General features: G+C 59.9%; 19 protein-coding genes and 1 tRNA gene. 5 read left to right on the forward strand and 15 right to left on the reverse strand.

The annotated features are described in order from the left end of the window. Positions 1-37 precede the first annotated feature (37 nt). The 10 genes from murG to EXQ56_05795 form a co-directional block, all read right to left on the reverse strand. Positions 38-1213: an undecaprenyldiphospho-muramoylpentapeptide beta-N-acetylglucosaminyltransferase gene (murG, locus tag EXQ56_05750; protein ID MSO19959.1), complete on the reverse strand. Its 1176-nt coding sequence runs from the start codon at positions 1211-1213 to the stop codon at positions 38-40. Then, complete coding sequence (gene ftsW, locus EXQ56_05755) at positions 1174-2379, reverse strand: putative lipid II flippase FtsW (protein ID MSO19960.1); 1206 nt, start codon at positions 2377-2379, stop codon at positions 1174-1176. Before ftsW ends, murG begins: the two co-directional genes overlap by 40 nt. 18 nt (positions 2380-2397) lie before the next feature. Continuing rightward, positions 2398-3531, reverse strand: coding sequence for a phospho-N-acetylmuramoyl-pentapeptide-transferase (locus tag EXQ56_05760; GenBank protein ID MSO19961.1), 1134 nt, complete (start codon positions 3529-3531; stop codon positions 2398-2400). Positions 3532-3638: 107 nt separating this feature from the next. Further along, positions 3639-5093, reverse strand: a complete 1455-nt coding sequence (locus EXQ56_05765; protein ID MSO19962.1) for a UDP-N-acetylmuramoyl-tripeptide--D-alanyl-D-alanine ligase — start codon at positions 5091-5093, stop codon at positions 3639-3641. 142 nt (positions 5094-5235) lie between these two features. After that, a complete protein-coding gene (locus EXQ56_05770) occupies positions 5236-6774 on the reverse strand; it encodes a UDP-N-acetylmuramoyl-L-alanyl-D-glutamate--2,6-diaminopimelate ligase (GenBank protein ID MSO19963.1) in 1539 nt (512 codons plus the stop codon). A 2-nt stretch (positions 6775-6776) separates the two neighbouring features. Then, a complete protein-coding gene (locus tag EXQ56_05775) occupies positions 6777-8930 on the reverse strand; it encodes a penicillin-binding protein (GenBank protein ID MSO19964.1) in 2154 nt (717 codons plus the stop codon). A 135-nt stretch (positions 8931-9065) separates the two neighbouring features. Further along, positions 9066-9488, reverse strand: a complete 423-nt coding sequence (locus EXQ56_05780; protein ID MSO19965.1) for a hypothetical protein — start codon at positions 9486-9488, stop codon at positions 9066-9068. Between the two features lie 56 nt (positions 9489-9544). Continuing rightward, positions 9545-10558, reverse strand: a complete 1014-nt coding sequence (rsmH, locus tag EXQ56_05785; GenBank protein ID MSO19966.1) for a 16S rRNA (cytosine(1402)-N(4))-methyltransferase — start codon at positions 10556-10558, stop codon at positions 9545-9547. Positions 10559-10590: 32 nt separating this feature from the next. Further along, complete coding sequence (locus EXQ56_05790) at positions 10591-11034, reverse strand: division/cell wall cluster transcriptional repressor MraZ (protein MSO19967.1); 444 nt, start codon at positions 11032-11034, stop codon at positions 10591-10593. Positions 11035-11490: 456 nt separating this feature from the next. Next, positions 11491-12048 (reverse strand): 2'-5' RNA ligase family protein, encoded by a 558-nt coding sequence (locus EXQ56_05795; protein ID MSO19968.1) that lies wholly within the window; start codon positions 12046-12048, stop codon positions 11491-11493. A 373-nt stretch (positions 12049-12421) separates the two neighbouring features. On the opposite strand from EXQ56_05795, the gene ilvC reads away from it, so the two are divergent. The 5 genes from ilvC to EXQ56_05820 all read left to right on the forward strand — a co-directional run bounded on the left by ilvC (position 12422) and on the right by EXQ56_05820 (position 18315). Continuing rightward, entirely contained in the window at positions 12422-13423 is a 1002-nt protein-coding gene (gene ilvC / locus EXQ56_05800; GenBank protein MSO19969.1) for a ketol-acid reductoisomerase, read from the forward strand. A gap of 306 nt (positions 13424-13729) precedes the next feature. Next, positions 13730-15424, forward strand: coding sequence for a biosynthetic-type acetolactate synthase large subunit (gene ilvB, locus EXQ56_05805; GenBank protein MSO19970.1), 1695 nt, complete (start codon positions 13730-13732; stop codon positions 15422-15424). A 118-nt stretch (positions 15425-15542) separates the two neighbouring features. Further along, positions 15543-15827, forward strand: coding sequence for a hypothetical protein (locus tag EXQ56_05810; GenBank protein MSO19971.1), 285 nt, complete (start codon positions 15543-15545; stop codon positions 15825-15827). 404 nt (positions 15828-16231) lie between these two features. Beyond that, positions 16232-17959: a sigma-70 family RNA polymerase sigma factor gene (locus tag EXQ56_05815; protein ID MSO19972.1), complete on the forward strand. Its 1728-nt coding sequence runs from the start codon at positions 16232-16234 to the stop codon at positions 17957-17959. A 258-nt stretch (positions 17960-18217) separates the two neighbouring features. Then, positions 18218-18315: transfer RNA gene (locus tag EXQ56_05820), tRNA-Sec, on the forward strand. A gap of 175 nt (positions 18316-18490) precedes the next feature. On the opposite strand, the gene EXQ56_05825 is transcribed toward EXQ56_05820, so the two are convergent. The 5 genes from EXQ56_05825 to EXQ56_05845 form a co-directional block, all read right to left on the reverse strand. Beyond that, complete coding sequence (locus EXQ56_05825; GenBank protein ID MSO19973.1) at positions 18491-20083, reverse strand: citramalate synthase; 1593 nt, start codon at positions 20081-20083, stop codon at positions 18491-18493. A gap of 114 nt (positions 20084-20197) precedes the next feature. Continuing rightward, complete coding sequence (locus EXQ56_05830) at positions 20198-20446, reverse strand: hypothetical protein (GenBank protein ID MSO19974.1); 249 nt, start codon at positions 20444-20446, stop codon at positions 20198-20200. A gap of 64 nt (positions 20447-20510) precedes the next feature. Further along, complete coding sequence (locus EXQ56_05835; protein ID MSO19975.1) at positions 20511-21479, reverse strand: hypothetical protein; 969 nt, start codon at positions 21477-21479, stop codon at positions 20511-20513. Between the two features lie 95 nt (positions 21480-21574). Next, the gene (locus tag EXQ56_05840; protein MSO19976.1) at positions 21575-22480 is read right to left on the reverse strand and encodes a hypothetical protein; all 906 of its coding nucleotides are present in this window, start codon (positions 22478-22480) and stop codon (positions 21575-21577) included. A gap of 516 nt (positions 22481-22996) precedes the next feature. Then, entirely contained in the window at positions 22997-23809 is an 813-nt protein-coding gene (locus tag EXQ56_05845) for a methyltransferase domain-containing protein (protein ID MSO19977.1), read from the reverse strand. Positions 23810-24075 lie beyond the last annotated feature (266 nt).

The raw sequence follows: 24075 nt of genomic DNA on the forward strand, positions 1-24075 counted from the left end.
GATCGCAAGCCCACGGCGAGAAAATCACTCACCGTGGCTACCCAGGCATGGCTGCCAGTTTTTCCAACTCATTCACGATGCGCTCGGTGGCGTCGGGATGAGCTTCCTGCCGAATGGCGTTTTCCATGGACGCCAGCCGCGCAGGATCATTCAACAATTCCGTGATCAGCTCGCAGATGCGCTCACCGCTCAGATCACGATCCAACAATAAGCGCGCGGCTCCGAGTTGTTCGAGCGCCTCGGCGTTGCGCAACTGGTGCTGATTCGCGGCGGTGGGAAACGGCACCAGCACGGCAGCGCAACCTGCCGCCGCCAATTCGGCAACCGTAGTCGCGCCCGCGCGGCAGATCACCAGATCGGCCTGCGCGTAGGCATCCCACATGCGATCCATGAAGGCGGAAACTTCGTGGCCCGCGCCGGCCAGGCCTGGATGCCTCTCCACCGCTTCTCTCACTCGATTATATTCGCTTTGTCCGGTCTGGAGCAGCAGGCGCACGGGAGTTTGCGCCGAAGATTGCGAATGATCCAAAAGGGGCAACGCCTCCACCATCGCACGGTTCAATGAGCGCGCGCCCTGACTGCCGCCAAAGACCAGCACGGTAAACGGCGGGGCGTGCGGTTTCGCAGGGATGGCGAAGAACTCATCGCGCACGGGAATTCCAGTATGCAGAGTCTTCTCCGTCCCGAAGAATTTACCCGCCTCGGCGAAGTTGACAAATGCCCGCGCGACAAATCGCGCGACCCAGCGGTTGACCAGGCCGGGGTAGGCGTTCGGCTCGTAGACGGCCAGCGGCACTCGGCGCCGCCCGCCGGGCAGCAGCGTCGCCAGCAGCGTCGCTAACATCATGGGGCCAGCCGCGTAGCCACCCACGCCGAGCACGACATCAGGCCGAAACTTTTTCAGGATTTTCAGGGATTGCAGAATCGCCAGAGGTAGTCCCGCCAGTGTTTTCAAACGAGCGACGGCGTTCTGCCCTTGCAACGCGCCGACCTCCAGCAGTTCCAGCGGGAAGCCCGCGGCGGGAATCATGCGGGATTCAACGCCGCGCGCGGTGCCAACGAAGAGCACTTCCCGGCCCGGCGCGCGACGGCAGAATTCGCGCGCCAATACCAGCGCGGGAATGACATGGCCTCCCGTGCCGCCGCCGGCGACCAGGAGCTTCAGTGGCGGGTTTATTGGTCGCCCTCGATCGAGCGTAGTTTCTCGCCCCATTGTGCACGCCGGGAAATACTGAGCAGAATGCCTGTAGCCGCCAAACAGAAAAACAGCGAACTGCCGCCGTAACTCAGGAACGGCAGTGGAATACCTTTGGGGGGGATGAGCGCGAGTACGACGCTCATGTTGATCAGACTCTGACAGAAGATCATCAGCGTCAGCCCGGCGGCGAGATAGCAGCCGTAATCATCGGGAGCCATCATGCTGGTCCGCCAACCGCGCCAGAAGTAGAGTATGAAGAGGCCGATCAGCAACAAGGCTCCCCACAGACCCAACTCTTCAGCGGTAACCGCGAAGATGAAGTCGGTGTGCGGAGCGGGCAGGAAGAAGAGCTTCTGCCGCCCATTCATCAAGCCCTGTCCGGCAACGCCGCCGGTGGACACCGAGATCATGGATTGAATCACCTGAAAGCCGCTTCCGAGCGGGTCCGCGTAAGGATCGAGAAACGATTCGATGCGCGCGCGGCGATAGGGAATGCGCCAGACCAGCAGGTAAAACGCGGGCGCGGAGATGGCGGCGAGCGCGCCCAGGTACCGTATAGGCAGCCCCGCAATGAAGAACATGGCCACGGTTACCAGACCGATGGCGATGGGCGTTCCCAGGTCCGGCTCTTTCAGAATCAGCAGAACAACAATGGTGATAACGGAGAGCGGTGGAACGATGTCCTGCCAGAAGTTGGCCACCCTACCCGAGCGCTTGTCCAGCCAGTAAGCGAGAAAGATGATCACCATCAGCTTGGCAAATTCGGAGGGTTGGAACGAGATGATCCCGAAGCGTAGCCAGCGATTGGTATTCTGCACGGGCGCGGCAAACAGGACCGCCACCAGCAGCACGATGGCGATAAAAATTCCGGGAAACAAAACGGCGGGATGACTCAGATATCGATAGTCCATGCGCATCAGCAGGAGCATCATGCCGAGCCCCAAAATGGCCCAGGCGACTTGCCGCCAGAAATAGGCCGTGGAGCTGCCCAAGTCTTCGCTGGCCATGGGGGCGGAGCTGGAAAAAACCATCAACAGCCCGAAAAACACCAGGGTAAGCGTCACGCCAAACAGCACGCGATCAGCGGAAAAGCGGCCTATGTTTGATCCCTGCACGCCTGTCGATGTCCCCTTAAAATTTGCGGACCGAAATTCGCGGAAGCCGCCAGTGGCCTCCCCCATTTCAGGATCGCATCCCGCTTAGCGCAGCTTTAGAGTCGAGAGCGAAAAAAGCGCCAGGATCAGCGCCGAAATCCAAAACCGGATGATGACCTTGGACTCGCTCCACCCCAACAACTCGAAGTGATGATGCAGTGGCGCCATCTTGAAGATGCGCTTGCCACGCAGCTTGAACGAGGCCACTTGCAGGATCACCGAAAGTGCCTCGGCGACAAACACCCCGCCGATGGAGATCAGCAAAATCTCCTGCTTGATAATCACTGCCACGGTGCCGATGCCGCCGCCCAGAGCCAGCGAACCGACATCCCCCATGAATACTTCGGCAGGATGTGCGTTGTACCAAAGAAAGCCCAGCGAGGCGCCCACCATGGCGCCGCAAAAAATCGTCACCTCGCCCACCTGCGGCAGATACTGAATCTCCAGATAGCGCGCGAATACAGCGTGTCCGGTAACATAAGTCAGCACCGTGAGCGCGCCGGCCGCAATGATGGTGCAGCCGATGGCCAGCCCGTCCAGACCGTCCGTCAGATTCACGGCGTTGCTGGAGCCGACGATTACCAGAATAACGAATAGAAAAAAGAAAACAAAGGCCGCCGGGTAAGTATAGGGCGAATTCATCAGACTATCGATAAGCAGATCGGGCGTGAACTGTTTGAAAAATGGTACGCTCAGGTGCGTCGAGTAACTCTCCGTGGCTGTCAGCGCCAGCAAACTGACGCCCACGCCTAGGCTAATCACCGCCTGCAATCCCAGCTTGCCGCGCGTCGAAAGACCCTGATTGCGGCGGCCGGTGATCTTGCGATAGTCGTCGATAAAGCCCACCGCGCCGAAGGCCAGCGTGGCCAGCATCACCAACCAGATCAGGGAATTGCTCAGGTCGGCCCACAGCAGCGTGGGAACCAGAATCGCCACGTGAATGAGCAAGCCACCCATGGTGGGCGTGCCGGCCTTTTTTTGATGCGATTGCGGCCCCTCTTCGCGGATGTACTGCCCAATCTGAAAGTCCTGTAGACGCCGAATCAGCCACGGGCCCAGCACCAGGCAGATCACCAGGGCGGTGATCGAAGCGAACGCGGTGCGAAAGGTCAGGTAGCGGAATACGCGGAACGGGCTGAACAGCGGAAACAACTGCTCATAAAAGAGATAGTACAGCATGGCGTTTCTTCCCTTAATTAATACCCTGTCTAATTAACTTAATCTAATGACATTGCCTATTGACTCACTCAATTAGTGACTCAATAGTACCGTATTACAGTAACTCACTAGTTACTATTAATGATCTCCCAGACCCGCTCCAGCCGCACCGCCCGCGAGGCTTTCAGTAGCGCTACGTCGCCCGCGCCGAGCATTCCGCGGAGACGCTCACCTGCTTCCTCCGGTGTCTGCATCATCTCCACGGCATTGGTCGACATACCCGCCGCCACTGCGCCGTCCCGCAGCGAACGCGCATCTTCGCCAACCACGATGAGATGATGGATGCCGGCTTGCTGCACTCGTTCACCACAACGGAAATGGAGCGCCGCGCTGGACTCGCCCAGTTCCTTCATGCCGCCCAACACTGCGATGCGGCGCTGCGCGGGCAACTCGGCGACGGCCTCCAGCATGGCCTCCAGCGCGGTGGGGCTGGAGTTATAGCAATCCAGCACAACACGCGCGCCATTCGCCAGCACAGTCACTTCGCCGCGCATGGGCAAAGGCTGCAACTCACTCACCGCCTGCTCCAGCGTTTCCGGCTCAATCCCAAACAGACGGCAGACCGCCGCCGCCGCCAGCACGTTGCTAATATTATGGCGGCCCAGCAGAGGCATGTGAAATACCGCATCACGCGGCTTGCCGGAAACCGGCGGCGGACCGCCCTTATGACCGTTCCAGACGGCGCCGCAAGGCATGTCCTTCATCGGCGCGACGGGCAGACGGAAGCGGTATCCGCCCGTCTCGATTGGTTTAATTTCACGCGCCTTCACATGGGCGTCCTGATTCGTTCCGTAGTAAATGACTTGTGCCCGCGCCAACGGCCCAAATCCACTTACACGGTAGTCATCGGCATTGAGTACGGCCCAGGCGGTGGAGTCCAGTGAGTCAATCAGTTCGAACTTGGCCTCGGCAATCTCCTCAACGCTCGAAAAGAATTCGAGATGAGCTTCGCCGACGTTAGTAACTACGCCGACGTCCGGACGAGCCAGGCTGGAAAGAAAACGGATCTCGCCCGCAGCCGACATGCCCAGCTCAAAAACACCAATCTGGGAATCGCCCTCCAGCTTGAGCAGAGAAAGCGGCAGCCCAAATTGATTATTCAGATTCCCCTCGTTCTGATGCACACGGAAGCGCGTGGAAAGCAGCGACGAGATCATCTGCTTCGTGGTGGTTTTTCCGGTACTGCCGGTGATGGCCACTACAGGCCCGGCCCACTTGCGGCGCACGTGCGCGGCCAGACGCTGCAAGCCCAGGGCGGGGTCGGGGACAGCGATCAGCCGGGCGCGCAACTCCTGTGGATATTCGCTGAGTTTTTCCGAAGCGATCACGGCGGCGCATGCCCCTGATTCGAGCGCCGCGCGGACAAACTCATGTCCGTCAAAGCGAAGGCCGCGCACGGCGAAAAAGCATTGGCCCGAGGTGATGGTGCGCGAATCAATCGAATAACCCTTGGCGACAGCCAGCGATGAATCACTGGTTGCAGCGCCGAGCGTGGCCGAGATTTCCTGTAGGCTAAGTTGCATAATTCTATTACCAATTATCAGCGATGGGATGTCATTCCGAGCGTAGCGAGGAATCTGTTTTCCGCGGCATGATTACCGCAAAGCAGATTCCTCGCTACGCTCGGAATGACATACGTGGAACTTTTGCAGCCAACAGCTAAAATCAATCTCCTCGCAGTATCGCTCTGGCGACTTCGCGGTCATCAAACTTAAGCCGGTCGGAGCCGATGATCTGATAGTCTTCATGACCTTTGCCGGCGATCAGCACGGTGTCGCCGGACCGGGCCTCGCGCAGCGCGCGGGCGATGGCGACGGCGCGGTCCGGCTCGATCACATATTTCGCACCGGCTTTTTGCAGGCCGACCTGCACGTCATTGATGATCTGCAAGGGGTCCTCCGAGCGCGGATTGTCCGATGTCAGGATGACTTGATCCGCAGCGGCGGCAGCCTGACCCATAGCCGGTCGTTTCGAGCGGTCGCGATCACCGCCACAACCGAAGACCAGGCTTAATGAGCCTTCCTTCGTCATCTCGCGGGCGGCGGCAACTACGGAGCGCAAGGCCTCTTCGGTGTGCGCGTAATCCACCAGAACGGCAAACGGCTGGCCCTCCTGAATGGCCTCCAATCGTCCGGGCACGGTAACTTCGGCCAGGCCGGCATGAATGGCCTCAGGCGAAATTTCCATTGATGTCGCGGCGGCTATGGCCGCCAACAGATTGCTGGCGTTATGCCGGCCAGGCAGACGCGATTGAATTTCCATTTCTCCGAACGGCGTTTTTACGGTCATTTTGATTCCTTCGGCGGAGGATATCCAATTGCGTGCGCTGACATCGGCCGGATGATCCATGCCGAAGGAGATGATCCGCGCAGTGAGTCCTTCACGCATTTCGTTGAACCGCGGATCGTCGGCGTTCAAAACCACTACCTTTGGCGCGAGCCAGCCGCTGGAATCCCCGGCATCCCGTGTATCCGATGATGCGGGCTGAAATAGTTTTTTCTTAGCCATAAAGTAGTCGTCCACGGTGGGATGAAAGTCCAGATGGTCGCGCGCGAAATTGGTCCAGACCGCGGTGTGAAAACGCGATCCGGCAACGCGATCCATCGCCAGCGAGTGCGAGGAGACCTCCATCACGGCGGCCATCGCGCTGGACCGTCCGCCCAGATCGAGCGCCTCGCGCAGCCAGCGTTGCAGGTCCAGCGATTCCGGCGTAGTCTGCAGCGCGGCAATTTTCCTGGCGCTATCGCTGAAGCGCAGGCGATTCTCGATGGTGCCAAACAGCGCGGGAGTGCGGCCGGCAGCTTCCAGAATAGAGGCGATCAGGAACGCAGTGGTGGTCTTACCGTTGGTCCCGGTTACACCCATCAGATCCAGTTCCCGCGTGGGATGCTGGTAGAATTCACAGGCCGCTTGCGCGAGTGCAAAGCGGATGGCGGGCACCTGAATCCAGGCAATCGCGGAAGGAAGTTCAAATTGCTCGCGGGGCAGCTCGGAAACAATCGCCACGGCTCCGCGCGCGATGGCGTCGGCAATGTACTTTGCGCCGTCGTCGCGGTATCCGCGGATGGCGAAGAATAGGTGTCCGGCCGCAACGCGACCGGAGTGATAGGCCAGCCCGGCGGCCTCGCGCCGCAGGTCTCCGGTCACGATGGTTCCCCGCACATGGTGGAAGAGTCTCGGCAGCGCAATGGGCATGGGTGGCACGATCAACCGCTCGCGGCTTTGGCCAGTACGCCAGGCGAGGGCTTGCTGGAACTTTCAGGCGCCGGCGAGGACTGCGCGGCCGAGCCAATGCGAAACTTGACGAGTATGGAAGCACCCTCCTGGATAACCGTGCCCGGAGCCGGGTACTGGTCAAAGGCCACGCCGCTTCCCACCAGTTGAACTTTCATATCCTGCGCCAGCGCTTGGGATGTAACCGCGCGCACCGAAGAGCCCAAGAAGTTCGGGACCACTCTTCTCGGCACGTCCCCCGCGGAAAGGTCGGCCGGATCGGAAAGATCCAAATCCACGGATCGAACTGCCGGGCTACGATTCGCCTCGGTACTCTCCTCATTGAACTGGGCTGCTTCGGATTTCCCCGTGGCGGGCTTGCGCAGCGCGGCACGTTGCGAAGTCGACAGAGGCACGGCAGTGCCGGGCAGATTTCGATAGGCGAGAATTTGTTCGGCGATGCGGCCAAACACCGGAGCGGCAATCGATCCACCGTGATTGAGCCCGCGCGGTGAGTCCAGCACCACCAAGATGGCGAACATGGGATCTTCTACTGGAGTGATGCCCACGAAGGATGCGATATTATCCGTGCGGGAGTAAGTACCCGTGGCCGGGTCCAACTTTTGCGCTGTCCCGGTTTTACCACCGGCAGAGTAACCCTTCGGCAATGCGGCCTTGCCCGTTCCGGCAATGACCGTCTCAGCCATCATGCGCTGCATTTTGCTGGCCGTCGCGGGGCTAATCACGCGGCGCATATCCCCGGGCTTGATATCCGGCTCCGAGGTAGATGGCTCGCCCCTTCCCGCAACAAAGTTGCCGTTCCTGATGGCGGCCGCGTTGTTGGCGGGATCATCGAGCAGGATGCGGGGACGAATCCAAACGCCGTCATTGGCTATAACCGACGCCGTGGAAACGATCTGCAACGGAGTAACGCCTATCTCCTGACCCATGGCGATGGCGCCAATCGAGGCCTTCCACCAGCGCTCCGGCGGCTTGGTTAGGCCGCGGGCTTCGCCGGGCATCTCAATGCCGGTGGGAACACCGAAGCCGAAGCTGCGGATATATTGATAGAACTTCTCATTGCCCAGGCGCAGGGCCAGCTTGATGGAGCACACGTCGCTGGATTGCTGAAAGGTCTCCGAAACCGTCAGGATGCCAAATTTCATGTGGTCGCGGATGGTGTGCCCGGCAATATTGATGGAGCCCATCTGGCAGTCGATACGCTCGCCAGGTTCGGCCAGACCGGCCTCGATGGCCGCGGCAATCGTGACAATCTTGAAGGTGGAACCCGGCTCATAAATACCGCCAATGGCTGTGTTGCGGTGGGCTTCGGCATGAGCTTCTGAAAACTTGTTGGGGTTGAATGTGGGCCGGTTGACCATGGCCAGGATTTCGCCGGTGTGGGGGTCCTGCACAATGACGGTGCCGGTCTTGGATCGGGAGAGAGCCATGACCGCGTCCAATTCTCGCTCAGCGATGAATTGGATATTCTCATCGAGTGTCAGCACCAGATCGTGTCCCGGCTGCGACTCGCTGCCTTTGCTGGAGTAGCGTCTGCTGCGCGCGTCGCGCTCAATCAACAGCTTACCCGGAATGCCGCGGATCAGGTCGTCGTACTTCATCTCCAGGCCGGCCAGGCCTTCGCCATCCATGCCCACATAGCCGAGAACATGCGCCGCCAGCTCGCGCTTAGGGTAGAAGCGTTTGTTTTCCTTCTGAAAGTAGATGCCTTTCAGATTCAGTTGGCGGATTCTGTCCGCCTCGCGCGCGGTTACTTTGCGCTTCACCCAAGCGAAGGAGTTTGTGCCCGTCAGTTTTTTTTCCAACTCCGCCCGCTTCATGGCCAGGACCGGGGCCAGCAGACGAGCCGCCGGCTTGGGGTCGCCCACCTCGGCCGGGTCCGCGTAGACGGACTCCACCTCGACGGTCATGGCCAGGGGACGGTGGTTGCGATCATAGATATTGCCGCGCGCCGGGCTCACTTCAATGGTGCGCTCCTGCTGGCGACGGGCCTGCTCGGTGAAGTTGCGATACTGAAATACCTGGAAATAGAAAAGGCGGGCGATGACGACGAGGGTCCAGCAGCCTAAGGCGATGGTCAGGTAAAGCGCGCGGCGGGCATAGAATGGCGGTTTATGATTGGGCATCGGCTCTCGCTGACCTCCAGTGGTTCAAAGCTCGGGCCTTGCATTCTTGCAACGAGACTCTTGCAACGAGATTCTGGCAATAAGCCGCGACCGAAAGAGGGCGGTTGCATTAGGCACTGCATCAGCAACAGACTGCTAGCGAGCTGCGGATACAGGCTGAATTCGTGCCGTAAGGACCAGGGTGTTGCCCGGACCAACCGGGGCGGCCAACGTCGCTGGGGGCAGCGGTTCGGCGCGGAAAATTTGATTGGGAGCCAGCGTCCTCATGCCCAGCTCATTACGCGCGATCCAGTCGATGCGCAGCGGGTCGCCCAGCGAAGCCTCCTCCAACTGGAGTTTGCGGTTGGCTTCCAGAGCAATTTTCTTCTCGCGTTCCAGCCGCTCGATCCTGTAGCCGTTCTCAAGGGTCTGGAATCGCCCCATGGCGGAGAACAGCAGGGCGCCGAGCAGCACGACTCCCAGCAGAGTGCTTATGAGATATTGACGCGGCTCGCCGGGCCGTGCCAGCGGCACGAGTCTCGAATTATCCACCGATTTCACGTAGTAAATGGCCTGCATGGGATCTCCGGACCTCGAAGTGATCTGATTTCTTATGAATGTAAACTGCAAAACTTTTATTGCGGCTGGTCCGTATGGTCCGCCATCGGCTTCATGGCCGCTCTTAATTTTGCGCTGCGGGAGCGACGATTGGCGATGATCTCGGGGTCTCCCGGCTTGATCACCTTACGCGTCAGATTCTCCATGACGCCATCGCGATCCCAACGCTGCATCTGCTGTTTTACGATGCGATCTTCCAGTGAATGAAAACTGATTACCACTAATCTGCCGCCCGGTGTCAGGCATTCCGGGACTTGGTTCAGGAATTGAGTGAGCTGCTCCAGTTCCTGATTCACGGCGATGCGCAGGGCCTGAAACACGCGCGTCGCGGGATGCACAAAAGTACCAGTAGTCCGGGCACCGTCCCAATGAGCCGAGTGGCGCCGTCTTGCATTGCTCCGCTCGGCCTCGCGTCTGCCCCCCAGGCAAGCCGCGATGATTTCAGCCAATCTCACCGTTGTGGTGATGGGCCGGGCCCGAACTATCGCTCTGGCGATTCTCTGTGACCTCCTTTCTTCTCCATATTCGTATATCACGCGGGCCAGCTCGCGCTCGTCCCAGCGATTTACAACCTCGTCTGCCGTCAGCTCCTGATCCGGGTCCATGCGCATGTCCAGTGGCCCGGCGGCCTTCAGGCTAAATCCTCTTTGCGGATCATCCAGCATCATTTGAGAGAGGCCGATGTCCGCCAGTATCCCGTCCACCGCCCTAATGGGCGGGGAAAGGGATAACTGCTGCAAACCTTGTGCGATTCCGACGCTCAGTCCGGCGAAGTCCTGCCGCACTAACGTGAAGCGTCCGGCCAAGCCGGGACCGCGTAGGCCCGGTAAGGACGATAATTTTTCGCGCGCCAGTTCGAGCGCCGACGGGTCGCGATCCATCGCGATCAGACAGCCCCTCGCCGCTAATGTCAGCCGTTCCAGAATCGCCCTGGAATGCCCAGCGCCCCCAACCGTCGTGTCGAGGTAGAGTCCCCCGGGCCGCACCGCCAGCCAGTCCATGATCTCGGCGGTCATTACGGGGATGTGCATCTGGCGCCCCTGCGGTCATGGTGATAACTGATTTAGATACCAAGTTCATCGAGCACCTTCCCATCTTCCGCCGTCATGGGATTGCTGTTCATTTCGGCCAGGAACCGTTCGTTGTTCCAGACCGCCAGCCAGTTCACGTGCCCCAACACGGCCACCTCGCCTTTGATCTCTGCTTTGTCGCGTAAGACTGAAGGAATAAGAATGCGGCCCTGTTTATCCCAGTTCACCACTTGGCCGTAATAGTTCAGGCGATCCATGAGTTTGCGGCGGGAAGTGTTGAAACTGCCCCCTTGGGCCAGCTTTGCTTCAACTTGGGCCCACTCTTCCATGGGATAGATCCGGGCATATTGGCCGTCCAGGCTGGTCACCCAGAATTCGGCGCTGCCATAGCGATCTTCGAGACCCTTCTTGAAGGTCTCGGGAACCTTCAGACGGCCCTTTTCGTCGATGCGAGCTAGGTGGTTGCCTCTAAGCATATCGAATCACGGTAACAACTGCGCTCCACAGTCCTTCACAGTAGGCCACTGTCAGCAAAAAAACTCTACTAATTTCCACTTGGCTCCACATTTTTACATTAAGAGCTGAATCCTTGTCAAGAACTTTGTGATGGAAAGTGAAGATAACTATGAAATATTTTTAGTGGACTGGTTGGACCTAACCACAATCTGTTGTGGCCATAAATTGGACAGCCGCATATATGGAGGTATTAGTAGAAAAGATACAATTTAGTCCAGGGCAGCGGTGCGGAGTTTGGCCATTTCTGCAAAGGCGATGCCTCTTACGATGACCCCTAACCGAGCCGCGACAGTAATGGAGCGTCCACGATGCCCGAAAACCTGAATGTTGCTCAACGCGGGACAGAGTCGCGCGCTCGCCTCTATGGACGCTCCATCACTGTCGCGGCTCGGATACACCATCGGGGAAATACCTGGCTAACTCGAGGAGAGTGAATAGCTTCCGAGAGGAATGGGAGCGATGTCCACCCAATGGTCGGGGGTGTCCTGACCGACCAGCACTAGCGAATCCACGCGGAAGCGAATCGGCTGGGGCAGCTCAGTCCAGGCCAGCGAAACTTCCTTGAGTGCATCTTGAGTGGCGACCTCGTCAAGGGCCTGAACGACGGTCACATGAGGAACGTAGGCATACGGCTCCGCGGAGTACATTCCGTTATGGTTCAACAGACTATGCAGCTCAGCAAGCTGCGTCAGCCCTTCGGCGACTCTCAGGTAGACCACCCCGTTCACAGGCCAGAAGGTGGATACTCCATCAAGGGAAACTTCGAATGGAGCGATCTGGCGGCATCGCTCGCGTAGATGGGCCAGCCGGTTATCGCGGTCGCCGACCGTCCATGACAATAAGCGCGGCGGCAGGACGCTTACGTGAGCTAGCCAGTCCCCATAGATCGGATTCAAACGTCGGCGCAAGCCGCTCACAAAATCCGCGATGGGTCCGGTGAGATACGAAACGACAGCGTAGGTGGAATCGAGCATACTGCTTCCAGACTATCCAATTCATTCGCAAAGGTTCAAGTCCCAAATAAGGAGAAGACAGAAGTCAGCACATTTGCGGAAGCTAATGTCTCTAGTTCTGTATTCTGCCTCCTGAATTCTGCCTTCTTTCTCCTTCAGCCCATAAATGATACTTATGATGTTAGAATATTTATGAACTTTACAAATAGCTGTTTCTGTCGTCTAATGTACGATGCCCTTGGGCGTGGCAGCGGATTATCAGGCTGTCCGGGCATATGTGGAGATCAGGAACTGGCGGTTTGCCGGCATTCACCTGGCATGCGTTTCGTGGGCAATTTCCCGCGCTGGTCTCCCGCCCATCAAGCCATTTTAGGATCAGGAGAGGAACGATTTCATGGAGATCTTTTACGAACAGAACGCCAAGCCGGAACTGCTGAAGGGCAAGACCATTGCCATGATCGGCTACGGCAGCCAGGGCCACGCCCAGGCGCAAAACCTCCGCGACAGCGGATTCACTGTTGTGATTGGACTCGACCCCGGCCGCGGCTCGGCCCAGCAGGCCACCGCCGACGGCTTCAAAGTTCTGCCCGTCCCCGCAGCCGTGCGCGAGGCCGACTTCGTGCAGATTCTGGTGCCAGATGAGCATCACCGGAAACTGTTCGAGACAGAAATCCAGCCCAACCTGAAGCCCAACGCCATTCTCTCCGTCTCCCACGGCTTCTCCATCCACTTCAAGCAGATTGTTCCCCCGTCCACCATCGACGTGGTGATGATCGCGCCCAAGGGGCCGGGCCATTTGGTGCGCCGCGTCTACACGCAGGGCGGCGGCGTGCCCGCGCTGATCGCCGTGTCGCAAGACGCCTCCGGCAAGGCGCAGGATTACGCATTGGCATACGCCTATGGCATCGGCGCCACACGCGCCGGTGTCGTGAAGACCACCTTCCGTGACGAGACCGAGACGGATCTATTCGGTGAGCAGGCTGTGCTCTGCGGCGGACTTACCTCGCTGATGAAGGCCGGCTACGAGACACTGATCGAGGCCGGCTATCCGCCGGAGATGGCCTACTTCGAGTGCATCCATGAAGTGAAGCTGATCGTGGACCTGATCTATGAAGGCGGCTTGGCGCGCATGCGCTATTCGATCAGCAATACCGCCGAGTACGGCGACCTCACCCGCGGCCCGCGCGTGCTGGGGCCGGAAGTGAAAGAGCGCATGAAGAAGATTCTCAGCGAGATTCAGTCCGGCCAGTTCGCCAAGGAATTCATCGACGAGAATGAAAAAGGCAAGCCGAACTTTGATCGCCTGCGCGAGGCCGAGAAGCATCACCCGGTGGAGGCTATCGGCGCGGAGCTGCGCGAGATGATGTCCTGGCTCAAGCAGCCCAAGAAGAGCTAAGGCGCAACTGCGAAACCCGTATTGAGCCACCGTCAGGGCACGGTTTCAACCGTGCCGTCACGACGGCTCAATACCAGCGGTTTTTACCGCTGGGGCACGGTGAACGGACCACACCATGCGCTCGACATGGCTGGGAACCTCAGGGGTTAAAACCCCTGACATTTGGGGCGACTAACCGGCGCGGTTGAAACCGTGCCCTGACGCAAAATTGAAGTTGTCGCACAGACTCTGCAGTCGTGCCCTGACGGTGCTCCGAAACGCTTTGCAACAGAGTCTAAGGCGTACCAGAAAAATAAAGGAGACAGAATGTCCATCACTGGCGCTGAGATTTTGCTGGAAGCGTTGAAGCGGGAAGGCGTGGAGGTCATCTTCGGCTATCCCGGCGGGGCCAACATCCCCATCTACGATGCGCTCTACAACAGCCCCATCAAGCATGTTCTGGTGCGCCACGAGCAGGGAGCGGCGTTTGCCGCCGAAGGATACGCGCGCGCCAGCGGACGCGTAGGCGTGGCGCTGGCCACCTCCGGCCCCGGCGCGACGAATCTGGTAACCGGCATCGCCGATGCCAAGATGGATGGCATCCCTCTGGTCTGCCTGACCGGACAAGTGCGCCAGAACGTGATCGGCACTGACGCGTTTCAGGAGACCGACGTGGTCGGACTCACGCTGCCGGTAACCAAGTGGAACGCCATGATCACCTCCACACGCGACATTCCCACGCTCATCGCGCAGGCGTTCTACGTAGCCCGCAGCGGACGCCCCGGCCCTGTGCTGATCGACATCCCAGTCAACTTTGTCCGCGAGAAGATTGACGACCCCGCTTCCATTCACTATCCCGATTCCGTTTCCGTCCCCGGTTACACGCCAGATAAACCGACTGCACGTCCCATCGCCAAGCTGATTGAGATGTTGCAGCACGCAAAGCGGCCCGTGGTCATGGTGGGCGGCGGAGTGAAGTGGGCCGGCGCGGTGAAGCAGGTACGCGACCTGCTCGACACTTTGAAGATTCCGGTGATCTCCACCGTCCACGGACTCGGCACCGTTTCCGAGGACCGCGACTACTACCTCGGCATGGTCGGGATGCACGGCACGCGGCAGTCCAACATGGCCGTGAGCCACTCGGACCTGCTCATCGTCTTCGGCGCGCGTCTCGATGACCGCGTTACCGGCGACGCGGCCAGCTTCGCGCGCCACGCCAAGATCGCGCACTTCGAGATCGACACGGCGCAGTTGAGCCGCGTGCGCCCCTGCGATCTGCCCGTGGTGGGTGACCTGAAGTTCACCGCCGATGAGTTCCACGAGTCGCTGCCAGCCAATCTTCCTGACTGGTCTGAGTGGCGCAAGGAAACCACGGCCACGCCAAACCCGGCGGAGAAGGTTCACGTCGGCACGGGAAAGCCTTCGCCGACCAAAATATTGGAGATGCTGTTCGACATGATGGACCCTGACGCGCTGATGACCACCGACGTCGGCCAGCACCAGATGTGGGCCGCGCAGCGCGCCAGCGGCATCGCCAACCCGCGCCAACACATTACTTCGGGCGGCCTCGGTGCGATGGGCTTCTCGCTGCCCGCCGCGATTGGCGCGCAGATGGCCTACCCACATCGCCAGGTCATCTCCGTCTCCGGCGATGGCGGCTTCCAGATGAACATTCAGGAGCTGGCCACCATCCAGCGCTACTCGCTGCCGATTAAAGTCGTCATCATCGACAACAAATATCTGGGCATGGTGCGCCAGTGGCAGCAACTGTTCTGGGATCGCCGCTACTCGGAAGTCGATCTCTACGACAACCCGGACTTCATCAAGATATCTGAAGCCTACGGCATCCCCGGCGTCCTGATGAGCAAGGCCGAGAGCATGGAAGCACAGCTCAAGGAATTCCTGGCCATGCCCGGCTCCGCCACGCTGGTGGTCGAGTGCCCGGCGGAAGCGAACGTTTACCCGATGGTGCCCGCAGGCGCGGCGCTGACCGACATGGTATGGGAAGAGAAAAAGAAGTAGACAGAAGTTAGGAGTCAGGAGCTAGAAGTTAAGAGTTGGAAGGTCCGGAATATTCTGGCTCCTAACTCCTTCTCTTCTAACTTCTGTCTTCTAACTTCCACTTTTTAAGGAGTTGAAAATGACCGCAACCGCAGCACCGGCACTGACCGGCCTGACCGTGGACTTCCACAACATTCCCGGCGCGATGATGCGCGTGCTGAACTCCTTCACGCGCCGCGGCCTGGTCATTCAGGCCGTGCAGTGCGGCCCGGCGGGCGATCACCACCGCGCGCACGTCGTCGTCGAGGCTCTGCCCATCACCATGGAGCAGACTATCAGAGAACTCGAGAGCACCGTCGGCGTGGACTCCGTCGCGCCCATCGAGACCGCGCAGATCACCAAACTTCTCAACGCCACCCGCTAATCTCACTCCTGAAATACCGCGGCATTCCATCGCACGTTTAACAATTGCGTCGGGCGTAACCGAGATGTGTCCGCGCTAATCAATTTGCGTTGCGCGCCGATGAACTTCAGTGAGACGGCACGCGCGCACGCCGGCACTCACCGTGGACCAATTCCCCCCAATTGGCTTTGTCGGCATTTTGACGAAACCCCTGTCAATAGACATTATATTGACGATTTTGTGCTTGCCTCAAACACCGATTTGCCCCTAATCAACTGAATCCAATAGACCCCGCTGTTTGGCCTTCCCCTTGCCTTTAGTAGGCCGTGCGCTGGCGAAAAGACAACGCCGGACATGAGCAAGACATGAGCAAGCGAAAAAATCCACGCCGGTGAATCCGGCAAAGTGCGACGCAGGGGGAGATCATGACGGTAGCGGAACCAGCAGTTTCCTGGATGATGCGGCAGGACGAAATTCCGGTGGACATCCAGAGCGCGAGCTTCATGGAGAATCTGGTAAACGAAGCAAAGGATAGTGTGCGTTATCTCGCCAAACGGTTGGCCTCGCGCCTGCCTGCGCATGTGGACGTGGAAGACCTCTACCAGATGGGCATGATCGGCCTGCTGCAATCCGTCGATCGTTTCGACGACTCGCGCGGCATCAAGTTCCAGACCTACGCCAACCGCCGCGTGCAGGGCGCCATGCTGGACTATCTGCGTTCGCTCGACTGGCGCCCGCGCTCGGTGCGCCGCCGCAATCGCGAGATCGCTGTGGCCGTCTCCACCGTCGAGCAACGCCTGGGCGGCTCGGCCAGCACCGAAGAGATCACCGCGCAGATGGACATCAGCATGGACGAGTATCACCAGTGGATGAGCGAAGGCTCCATCCCGCGCGCCGGCGAGTTCATCCACGCCGACGCACACTCCAGCAGCAGCGTGGATGACTTCATGAACACCATCGCCGACACCGCCGCCACGCCGGAACAGGCCGTGCTCAGTATTGACGTGAGCAGGAACTTCGGCGGCGATCTGGCTGCGGCGGTCCTTCGGGACATTCCTCCACACAAGATCAGGTCTTCACAGAAGAACGGGCCATCGCCAACGATAGGGACGAAATTGGGTCTGATGCTTTGGGGGATCGATACTCTCCTCTACCAAGATAAGCGAGACTCTATATCGGGCCCACGCCAGCGCCCTCCGTTTGCTGCCCAATTGAACTTTGATCGGGAACGACTGGCGGAACTGCTTCCCTATCCGGTGGTGTTCTGGGTAGCCGATGAAACTTATGCGCTGCTCTTGAAGCAGGCTCCTGATCTGATCCGCTGGGTGTCGGCGAGTTTCGTATTTGATGCGCCAACGCCTGCCCGGGAATTGCTCGGACCAGTCGTTTCGAGCTTCGACGCCGGTGGCGAGGCGACGAAGGAAGCGAAGCCCGGGCCGGATCGCAGTACAGCGCTGCTCCTGGAAGAGTTGAAAATAACTCCGGCATCGGGTGGGCCGGAATCTGCCGCAAAGCGCCTCTCCCTGCTCACCGCAATTGTCGAGCGTCTGTTGGACGCGGCGAATTTCCGCCAAGGCAAGTTGTTTGCTCAAGAAGGTCTCGAACTATCCAGGCTGCTCAACAACCGCCGCGGTGAAGGCAACGCCCTCGGCAACCTCGGCATCGCCTACGCAGCCCTCGGCGAGACCCGCCGCGCCATCGACTTCTACGAGCAACGCTTGGTGATCGCGCGCGAGATCGGCGACCGCCTCGGTGAAGGCAACGCCCTGGGCAACCTGGGCATCGCGTACGCCGGCCTGGGGGAGACACGCCGCGCCATCGAGTACCACGAGAAGGCGCTGGTCATTGATAGCGAGATCGGCGACCGGCGAGGCGAAGGCAACGGCCTGGGCAACCTGGGCATCGCCTACGCCGACCTGGGGGAGACACGCCGCGCCATCGACTTCTTCGAGCAACGCCTAGTCATCGCGCGCGAGATCGGCGACCGCCGCGGTGAAGGCAACGCGCTTGGGAACATGAGCCTGGCGCTGGACAAGCTTGGTGAGCGCAAGCAGGCCATCGAACGTGCCGAAGCTGCGCTGAAAATATTCGAGCAGACCGAAGACCCGAACGCCGCCAAGGTGAGCGACGTGTTGGAGCAATGGAAGAAGTAGAGTTTCCGAGTTCCAGTCGCAGCCCCGGAGGGGCGATAGATAGTAGCCCACGGCGCGAGCCGTGGGTGGCGGACACAACGGTAGCGCCAGCCCCGGAAGGGGCGAAAGAAAACAGCGCAGCCCTCTTTCGCCCCTGCCGGGGCTGCCTGTTCTTCACTTACGTAAACCACGGGCTTACGCCCGGGGCTACTTTCTACCGCCCCTGCCGGGGCTGAGCAACCGGGAGGCGCTCGCGGCGCGCGTGATATAATTTTTGACGGAAGCGAAACTGGTCTGGTGACTGGCCCGGCCTTCAAAGCCGGTGGTTCTTCTCCTTGGAGGGGAACGATGGGTTCGATTCCCATACGCTTCCGCCAATTTTCAACCAATTCCCCAACAGTGCCGCGCGCGTAAGCAAGCGGACCTGCTTCGCGGGCAAGCGGACCTGCTTCGTGAGCGGCTTGACCGTTGAACGGGTCCGCTTGCATACGCGCGCGGCACTGTTAATCCATCGCGGCGCGATTCATTCGTCGCGGCGCGGTGGCGCGTTTATTATTTTTGATTTTGTGAGCGGATCAACAAGTTGGCGTATTGGTAGCTCTCCACCAGCGCCTGCCAGCTTGCTTCCACGATGTTGTCGTGGACGCCGACGGTGCCGAAGCGCTTGCCCTTCACCGAGGACTCGATCAGCACGCGCACTTTCGCCGCCGTGCCGCTCTGCTCGGGACTCTCGACGGGGATGATGCGGACCTTGTAGTCTTCCAAGCGCAACCCGGCCAGCTGGGGATATTTGCTGGTCAGCGCCGCGCGCAGCGCGACGTCCAACGCGTTCACCGGGCCGTCGCCGTAACCCATCTGCGTAACTTCCTCGCCGTTCACGCGGATGCGCACCACGGCCACCGACTCGCCGACTGCGGCGCTCTTGCGCACCACTTCGCTGCGGTACTCGATCAGCTCGAACAGGGCCAATTGCTCGCCGCGCAGCGTGCGGATCAATAGTTCCAGCGACCCTTCGGCGGCCTCGAAGGCATAGCCCTGGTGCTCGAGCTGCTTGATGCGGTCCACGATCTGCCGCGCAATGGGGTCTTTCTTCTTGATGCCGAAATTCTCGAGCGACTCGACGTGCGCCGTCCCCGCAAGATCAGACACCAGGAAGTGCCGCTGATTGCCGAACGTCTCGGGCTGGATGTGCTCGTAGAGCCGGGGATTCTTCAGCACCGCGTCCACGTGAATGCCGCCCTTGTGCGCGAAGGCGGCGTCGCCCACGTAGGGCTGGCGGATGTCGGGCGGCAGGTTGGCCAGCTCGTAGATCAGGCTCGACAGCGACTTGAGTTGCGCCACGTCAATGTTGCCGCGCGTGGGATATTCATTCTTGAAAATGTTGGCGATGATGGTGATGAGGTTGGCGTTGCCCACGCGCTCGCCGATGCCGTTCACGGTGCCCTGCACCATGTCCACGCCCTCGAAGACGGCAGCCATCGAGTTGGCCACCCCATACCCCATGTCGTTATGCGCGTGGATGCCCAGCCGCGCGTTGGGAAATTCCTGGCGCACCTCGCGCACGATCTCCTGCAGGCGCGGGAAGTCGGTGCCGCCGTTGGTGTCGCACATCACGAGATAATGCGCGCCATTGGCGAACGCCGCGCGCAGCGTGCACAGCGCGTAGGCGCGATCCTCCTCGTATCCGTCGAAGAAATGTTCAGCGTCGTAGATCACCTCGCGGCCATTCTTCTTGAGAAAGCCGACCGAGTCGCCGATCATGCGCAGATTTTCTTCCGGCGTGGTCTGCAAGGCCTCCTTAACCTGGAAAGGCGAAGTCTTGCCGAAGATGGTTACGGCCGGAGTGTTGGACTCGACCAGCAGGCGCAGATTGGCGTCGTTCTCCGCTGGAGTATCCTTCTTGCAGGTCGAGCCGAACGCGGCGATCTTGGCGTGCTTCATGGGCACTTGCTGGATGCGCTGGAAGAACTCAATGTCCTTGGGATTGGAGCCGGGCCAGCCACCCTCGATGTAATCGAAGCGCAGCTCGTCCAGCTTGATGGCGGCCTTCACTTTGTCTTCCACCGACAGGGTCATGCCGCTGCCCTGCGTGCCGTCGCGCAGTGTGGTGTCGTACACGGCGAGAGTTTTCTTTTTGGCGTCCATCCATCAAGGATACGACAGACAGGGCCGCAGGCTCAAGCCGGTGGCGTGTTGATCCGAGCCGTCCCGGCAAAACCCTTAAGGTTCTGATATTCAGTAAGGGATGGGTCGCGCGAACTAGTCGGTTTGATTGTGCAGATCGCTGCAAAGCGGAAGGCTGCTCAACGGGGCGTCGGTAATCGTCCAACTCCATGTCTTACACAACTGACCCGTCTTGGTATCCAGCGCAAAATCGCGGTCCGAAGTGGCCACTGGAACGAATCGTTGATAGGGCTGTGGCAAGGGCACCGGAGCGGGCGTCTGGGACGAACTAGTGCATCCCTGCAAGATGAGCGCCAGCATGAGCGTAAACGCGACCTTGTTCATAGGCTTTAATTTAGCAAAATACCAAGCAAAGCTCCAGAATAAATAATCCTTGGGTCGTGGTCACTTACCGCGACTCCAGGACGAACTTCACGTTGCGCTCTTTGTTTAACTGCTGCGTCAGAGTCAAATCAAGTTGCGAGATCGAGATCGGTGTGCGCAGGCCGTCCGTTGTCTCATACCAGACTGTCTCGCCCTCCAGCCAATACGACTTCACCAGCACGATGGTGCGATCCTTGAAGACCAGCAGCGTGAGATTTGCGGTGGAGGATTGAGTGGAAGCTCCCGTGGAACTGCTCACCGAGCCATACGGGCCGGGCTGCGGGAGCGGCTGCGCGGCGAGGCCTGTCTGCTGAGCGGGCTGATTCGGATTGCCTACGGACGGTGTCTGCCCCTCGGTGCCCTGCGTATTGATTACGTAAGGGACGTAATACGGAAGCAGATAGTAAGTGGGCGCGTAGCCATTCGGAGGCCAGTGACGTTGATCCCGGCTGGCGCCGCCACGCGGGCCGTTGCGTCCGCCGTCGGGGTCCCACGGGACGATGCCGGGGCCGTCCGATGACGACCAGCCGGGAAATGGTCCGGTGGCGCCGCCGGGGTTATTCACATCGCGATAGCCGCCGAAGGGTGCCATGCGCGGATCGGCGGGCGAAGCCGGGGAAGGTTGTGGCGTCAATGGCAGGGGTTGCTTGCCGGGCATGATGCCGGGCTGGCCCGCCTGACCCGCCTGGCCCGGTTGACCTGGTTGGCCCGGATGATTCACGCCGCGCGCGCCGGGCAGCACTCCCGGCGATGGCTGGATGCGCCAGCCCACATTGTCACCCAGGCGATTGGGAAAGTTGGGCGCAGGGACCGGGGTGGCCGCTGGAGTCGTCGCGGGGGCATCGTCGCCTGGCGGCTTGGCGTTGGGATCGCTGGACACACCGCCGGGCCGATTGATGGCGCGGCCACCGGAAGATTGCGCGAAACCCGGCAGCGCAGCGAGCGCCGACAGCAAGACCAGAATGAGAGCGTAAAATGAAACAGGATGAGTCATGACCAGCACCCCCTTATGGTTCCAGCCTACGCCAGTCAGGACGGCATCTCAATGGCGCGAACCCTGGCGCGAACCCTGGCGCGAACAGAGCCGCGCTACTGCTGCACGGGCGGGGTGGTGGCTTCGTCGCCGTAGGTGATGTTGACGTCGGTCTTGAACTGCTTGTAGTCCTGGTAGCGGACAATCATGCGGATGCGCACCGGACCGGTCTTGAAGTGCAGGGTGTCGTCGGCGCCGGTCCATGTGGGGAACCAGTATTTGCCGTCAATCTGCTCGCGGTAGGTCTCAAAGCGCGGGAAGAGATTCTCCGCGCTGCCGCGAATGTCCGGCACGGCCTTGCCGTAGCTCTTTACGATCTGCAGGTCGCGCTCATCCACCCACACGATGCCGTCAAAGTAGCGCTCGCCCTTCTCCATCACCTTGGGACTGACGCGAAAGGCATAGGTATCCAGCTCGTCCACCTTCTGGCGGCCCTGATAGCGCACGTCGTACTTCAGCAGGTCCGCGGAGTTGAGCACGAAGGGCTGGATGCCGCGCAAGTCGCGCTCATCCTCCGGGCTGATGCTGATGCGGCGCAAAGTGGAGATGGGCGCAAACACCACCTTCTCGGTGCGCCGGCCCTGCGCGGAAAAAATGATGTCCGACTCGACCGTGTACATGCGCCCGCCGCCCTTGCCCTCATCGTCCAACTCCTCCACTTTGATGATCTGGCGGTAGGTGTAGTTCTCTCGCGCGCGGGCGAAGGCATCTTCATGCTCGGCGAACTTGCGGATGATCTCCTGTATCTCGGGGGCCGAAGGCGCGGGACGCGCCTGAGCTGCGGCGGATTTGGCAGGCTCGGCTGGGGGCGTCGCGGCAGCGGGAGCGGCCTCTACCGCCGCGGGGGGCGCGGGTGGGTCCTGCGCGAGCAGCGGCGTGGGCAGCGTCAGGCCAGGCAATCCCACAATCATACCCAGCGCCAATGCGCTGCCAGCTAGAAATTGCTTGCGAATCTTCATCATCCTAATCTTCCTCGACGCCCATCTGCCCCATAGGACGCCGCTACGCTGCCGCAGGTTGCATCAGAGCCGTAGCCTTCTGTCGCCCCTGCCGGGGCTAATCCCGCGATCGCATGTGGTACCCCGGGCTCACGCCCGGGTAGTGTCCTATATTTGATCTTTTTCTCAACAGCTCTATCGCCACAATCATTCCTACACCTACACACATGGACAAAATATTGAACGCGTTTATTGCGGAATATACTTCACAATGAAAACTATCATGTATCGCTTGGTAAGTCCGATATCACAAATCAGACTGATACTGCATACGGCAGTCTGCGAATGCTGACATCCGCTTTATCGTGAGTGCGCCGCCAGCGCCCAAAACAATGGCAATGCCACCAATTAAGAAAATAGTTCCTGATTTACCCACCCATCGCCACCTTCAAAACAGTCCGTATCCATCTTCCTGTAGGCCGCTCCTGCCGGGGCTCCGGCCTGTAAATTCGATCTACTTACTCCTGTCTCCTGCCGGAGCTACTTGCGCACAATGCAGACCATGCGCGTCAGCGAGAAGAAGTACGATTTGTTGTCGTAGGCCTCGCTCAACTGTGCCGTCCAACGCTGCACGTCGGCCTCGCTCCAGCCTTTGCCGCGCAGCAGATAGTCTCGGATCACATAGCTCATCGGCCCGCCATATTTGCGGACCGAGTACTCCGCATTGGAAATGACATACGGGTGCACCTGAATGTCGCGCGCATTGGCCTGGCGGCAGATGGGGTAGAGCTTGCGGCCCATCCAGCCGTCGCCGTGATGGTCGGAGAAGTCCGCCGTTACGCGCCGTTGCAGTTCCTTGTCGGGAATATTGTAGGAGAGCGTGTCCCAGTCGGTCTCTGAAAGAAAGATGCGGCCCGTGGGCCTGACCACGCGGAGCAGCGACTTCAGCACGGCGACGGGGTCCGCCACGTAGTTGAACACCTGCGTGCAGACGATGCCGTCAAAGGTGTTCTCGGCAAACGGAATGTCCTCGACCGCCAATTGTTGATACTCGATATTGGGAGCCGCGGCTTTCTCGCGCGCCAGGGCCAGCATGGCCGGACTGGGGTCAATGCCGATGATCTTGCCGGCCGGCCCCACCAGCTTGCTCAGCGCATGGGTGTTCACGCCGGTGCCGCAGCCTACATCCAGCAACACTTCCTCGGACCGCGGATCAAACCACACGCGATACTGCCGCTGCGCTTCCTTAATATCGTCCGTCTGATAGATCATGCTCATCTGCCGCGCGGTCTTCTCGTCAAACCGCACTTCAGATGGCCGCACCGCTGCCGTGTTACTGACTGCATTCGCCATCGCCGACTCCCGCTTATGAGTAAATCGCCATCGCCGAAAACATAGCACGGTTGCGCATGGAGCGACAAGCCGCGACAGTGCCGCGTGACAGTGCCGCGCGCGTCAGCAAGCGGGCCAATGGAAAACCCACCCACCCCCCCCGATCACTCTCGCGCTCTCGCGCTCGAACACATTGTCGGATTGCAATCCGGGGCGGCACAATCCGGGACGTTGTGTTCCATCGGCCCGCTTGCTGACGCGCGCGGCACTGTCACGCTACGACCGGG

The organism is Acidobacteriota bacterium, from assembly GCA_009691245.1.
Lineage (GTDB): Bacteria > Acidobacteriota > Terriglobia > 2-12-FULL-54-10 > 2-12-FULL-54-10 > SHUM01.

Excerpts from the sequence above, each read along its gene's own strand:
- EXQ56_05790 (MSO19967.1), bottom strand. The coding sequence starts at position 11,034 with ATGCTTAGAGGCAACCACCTAGCTCGCATCGACGAAAAGGGCCGTCTG.
- rsmH (MSO19966.1), bottom strand. The coding sequence starts at position 10,558 with ATGCACATCCCCGTAATGACCGCCGAGATCATGGACTGGCTGGCGGTG.
- EXQ56_05760 (MSO19961.1), bottom strand. The coding sequence starts at position 3,531 with ATGCTGTACTATCTCTTTTATGAGCAGTTGTTTCCGCTGTTCAGCCCG.
- EXQ56_05825 (MSO19973.1), bottom strand. The coding sequence starts at position 20,083 with ATGGACGCCAAAAAGAAAACTCTCGCCGTGTACGACACCACACTGCGC.
- EXQ56_05810 (MSO19971.1), top strand. The coding sequence starts at position 15,543 with ATGACCGCAACCGCAGCACCGGCACTGACCGGCCTGACCGTGGACTTC.
- EXQ56_05845 (MSO19977.1), bottom strand. The coding sequence starts at position 23,809 with ATGGCGAATGCAGTCAGTAACACGGCAGCGGTGCGGCCATCTGAAGTG.
- EXQ56_05795 (MSO19968.1), bottom strand. The coding sequence starts at position 12,048 with ATGCTCGATTCCACCTACGCTGTCGTTTCGTATCTCACCGGACCCATC.
- EXQ56_05765 (MSO19962.1), bottom strand. The coding sequence starts at position 5,093 with ATGCAACTTAGCCTACAGGAAATCTCGGCCACGCTCGGCGCTGCAACC.
- ftsW (MSO19960.1), bottom strand. The coding sequence starts at position 2,379 with ATGGGGGAGGCCACTGGCGGCTTCCGCGAATTTCGGTCCGCAAATTTT.
- EXQ56_05840 (MSO19976.1), bottom strand. The coding sequence starts at position 22,480 with ATGATGAAGATTCGCAAGCAATTTCTAGCTGGCAGCGCATTGGCGCTG.
- EXQ56_05830 (MSO19974.1), bottom strand. The coding sequence starts at position 20,446 with ATGAACAAGGTCGCGTTTACGCTCATGCTGGCGCTCATCTTGCAGGGA.
- murG (MSO19959.1), bottom strand. The coding sequence starts at position 1,213 with ATGGGGCGAGAAACTACGCTCGATCGAGGGCGACCAATAAACCCGCCA.
- ilvC (MSO19969.1), top strand. The coding sequence starts at position 12,422 with ATGGAGATCTTTTACGAACAGAACGCCAAGCCGGAACTGCTGAAGGGC.
- EXQ56_05775 (MSO19964.1), bottom strand. The coding sequence starts at position 8,930 with ATGCCCAATCATAAACCGCCATTCTATGCCCGCCGCGCGCTTTACCTG.
- EXQ56_05780 (MSO19965.1), bottom strand. The coding sequence starts at position 9,488 with ATGCAGGCCATTTACTACGTGAAATCGGTGGATAATTCGAGACTCGTG.
- ilvB (MSO19970.1), top strand. The coding sequence starts at position 13,730 with ATGTCCATCACTGGCGCTGAGATTTTGCTGGAAGCGTTGAAGCGGGAA.
- EXQ56_05835 (MSO19975.1), bottom strand. The coding sequence starts at position 21,479 with ATGACTCATCCTGTTTCATTTTACGCTCTCATTCTGGTCTTGCTGTCG.
- EXQ56_05815 (MSO19972.1), top strand. The coding sequence starts at position 16,232 with ATGACGGTAGCGGAACCAGCAGTTTCCTGGATGATGCGGCAGGACGAA.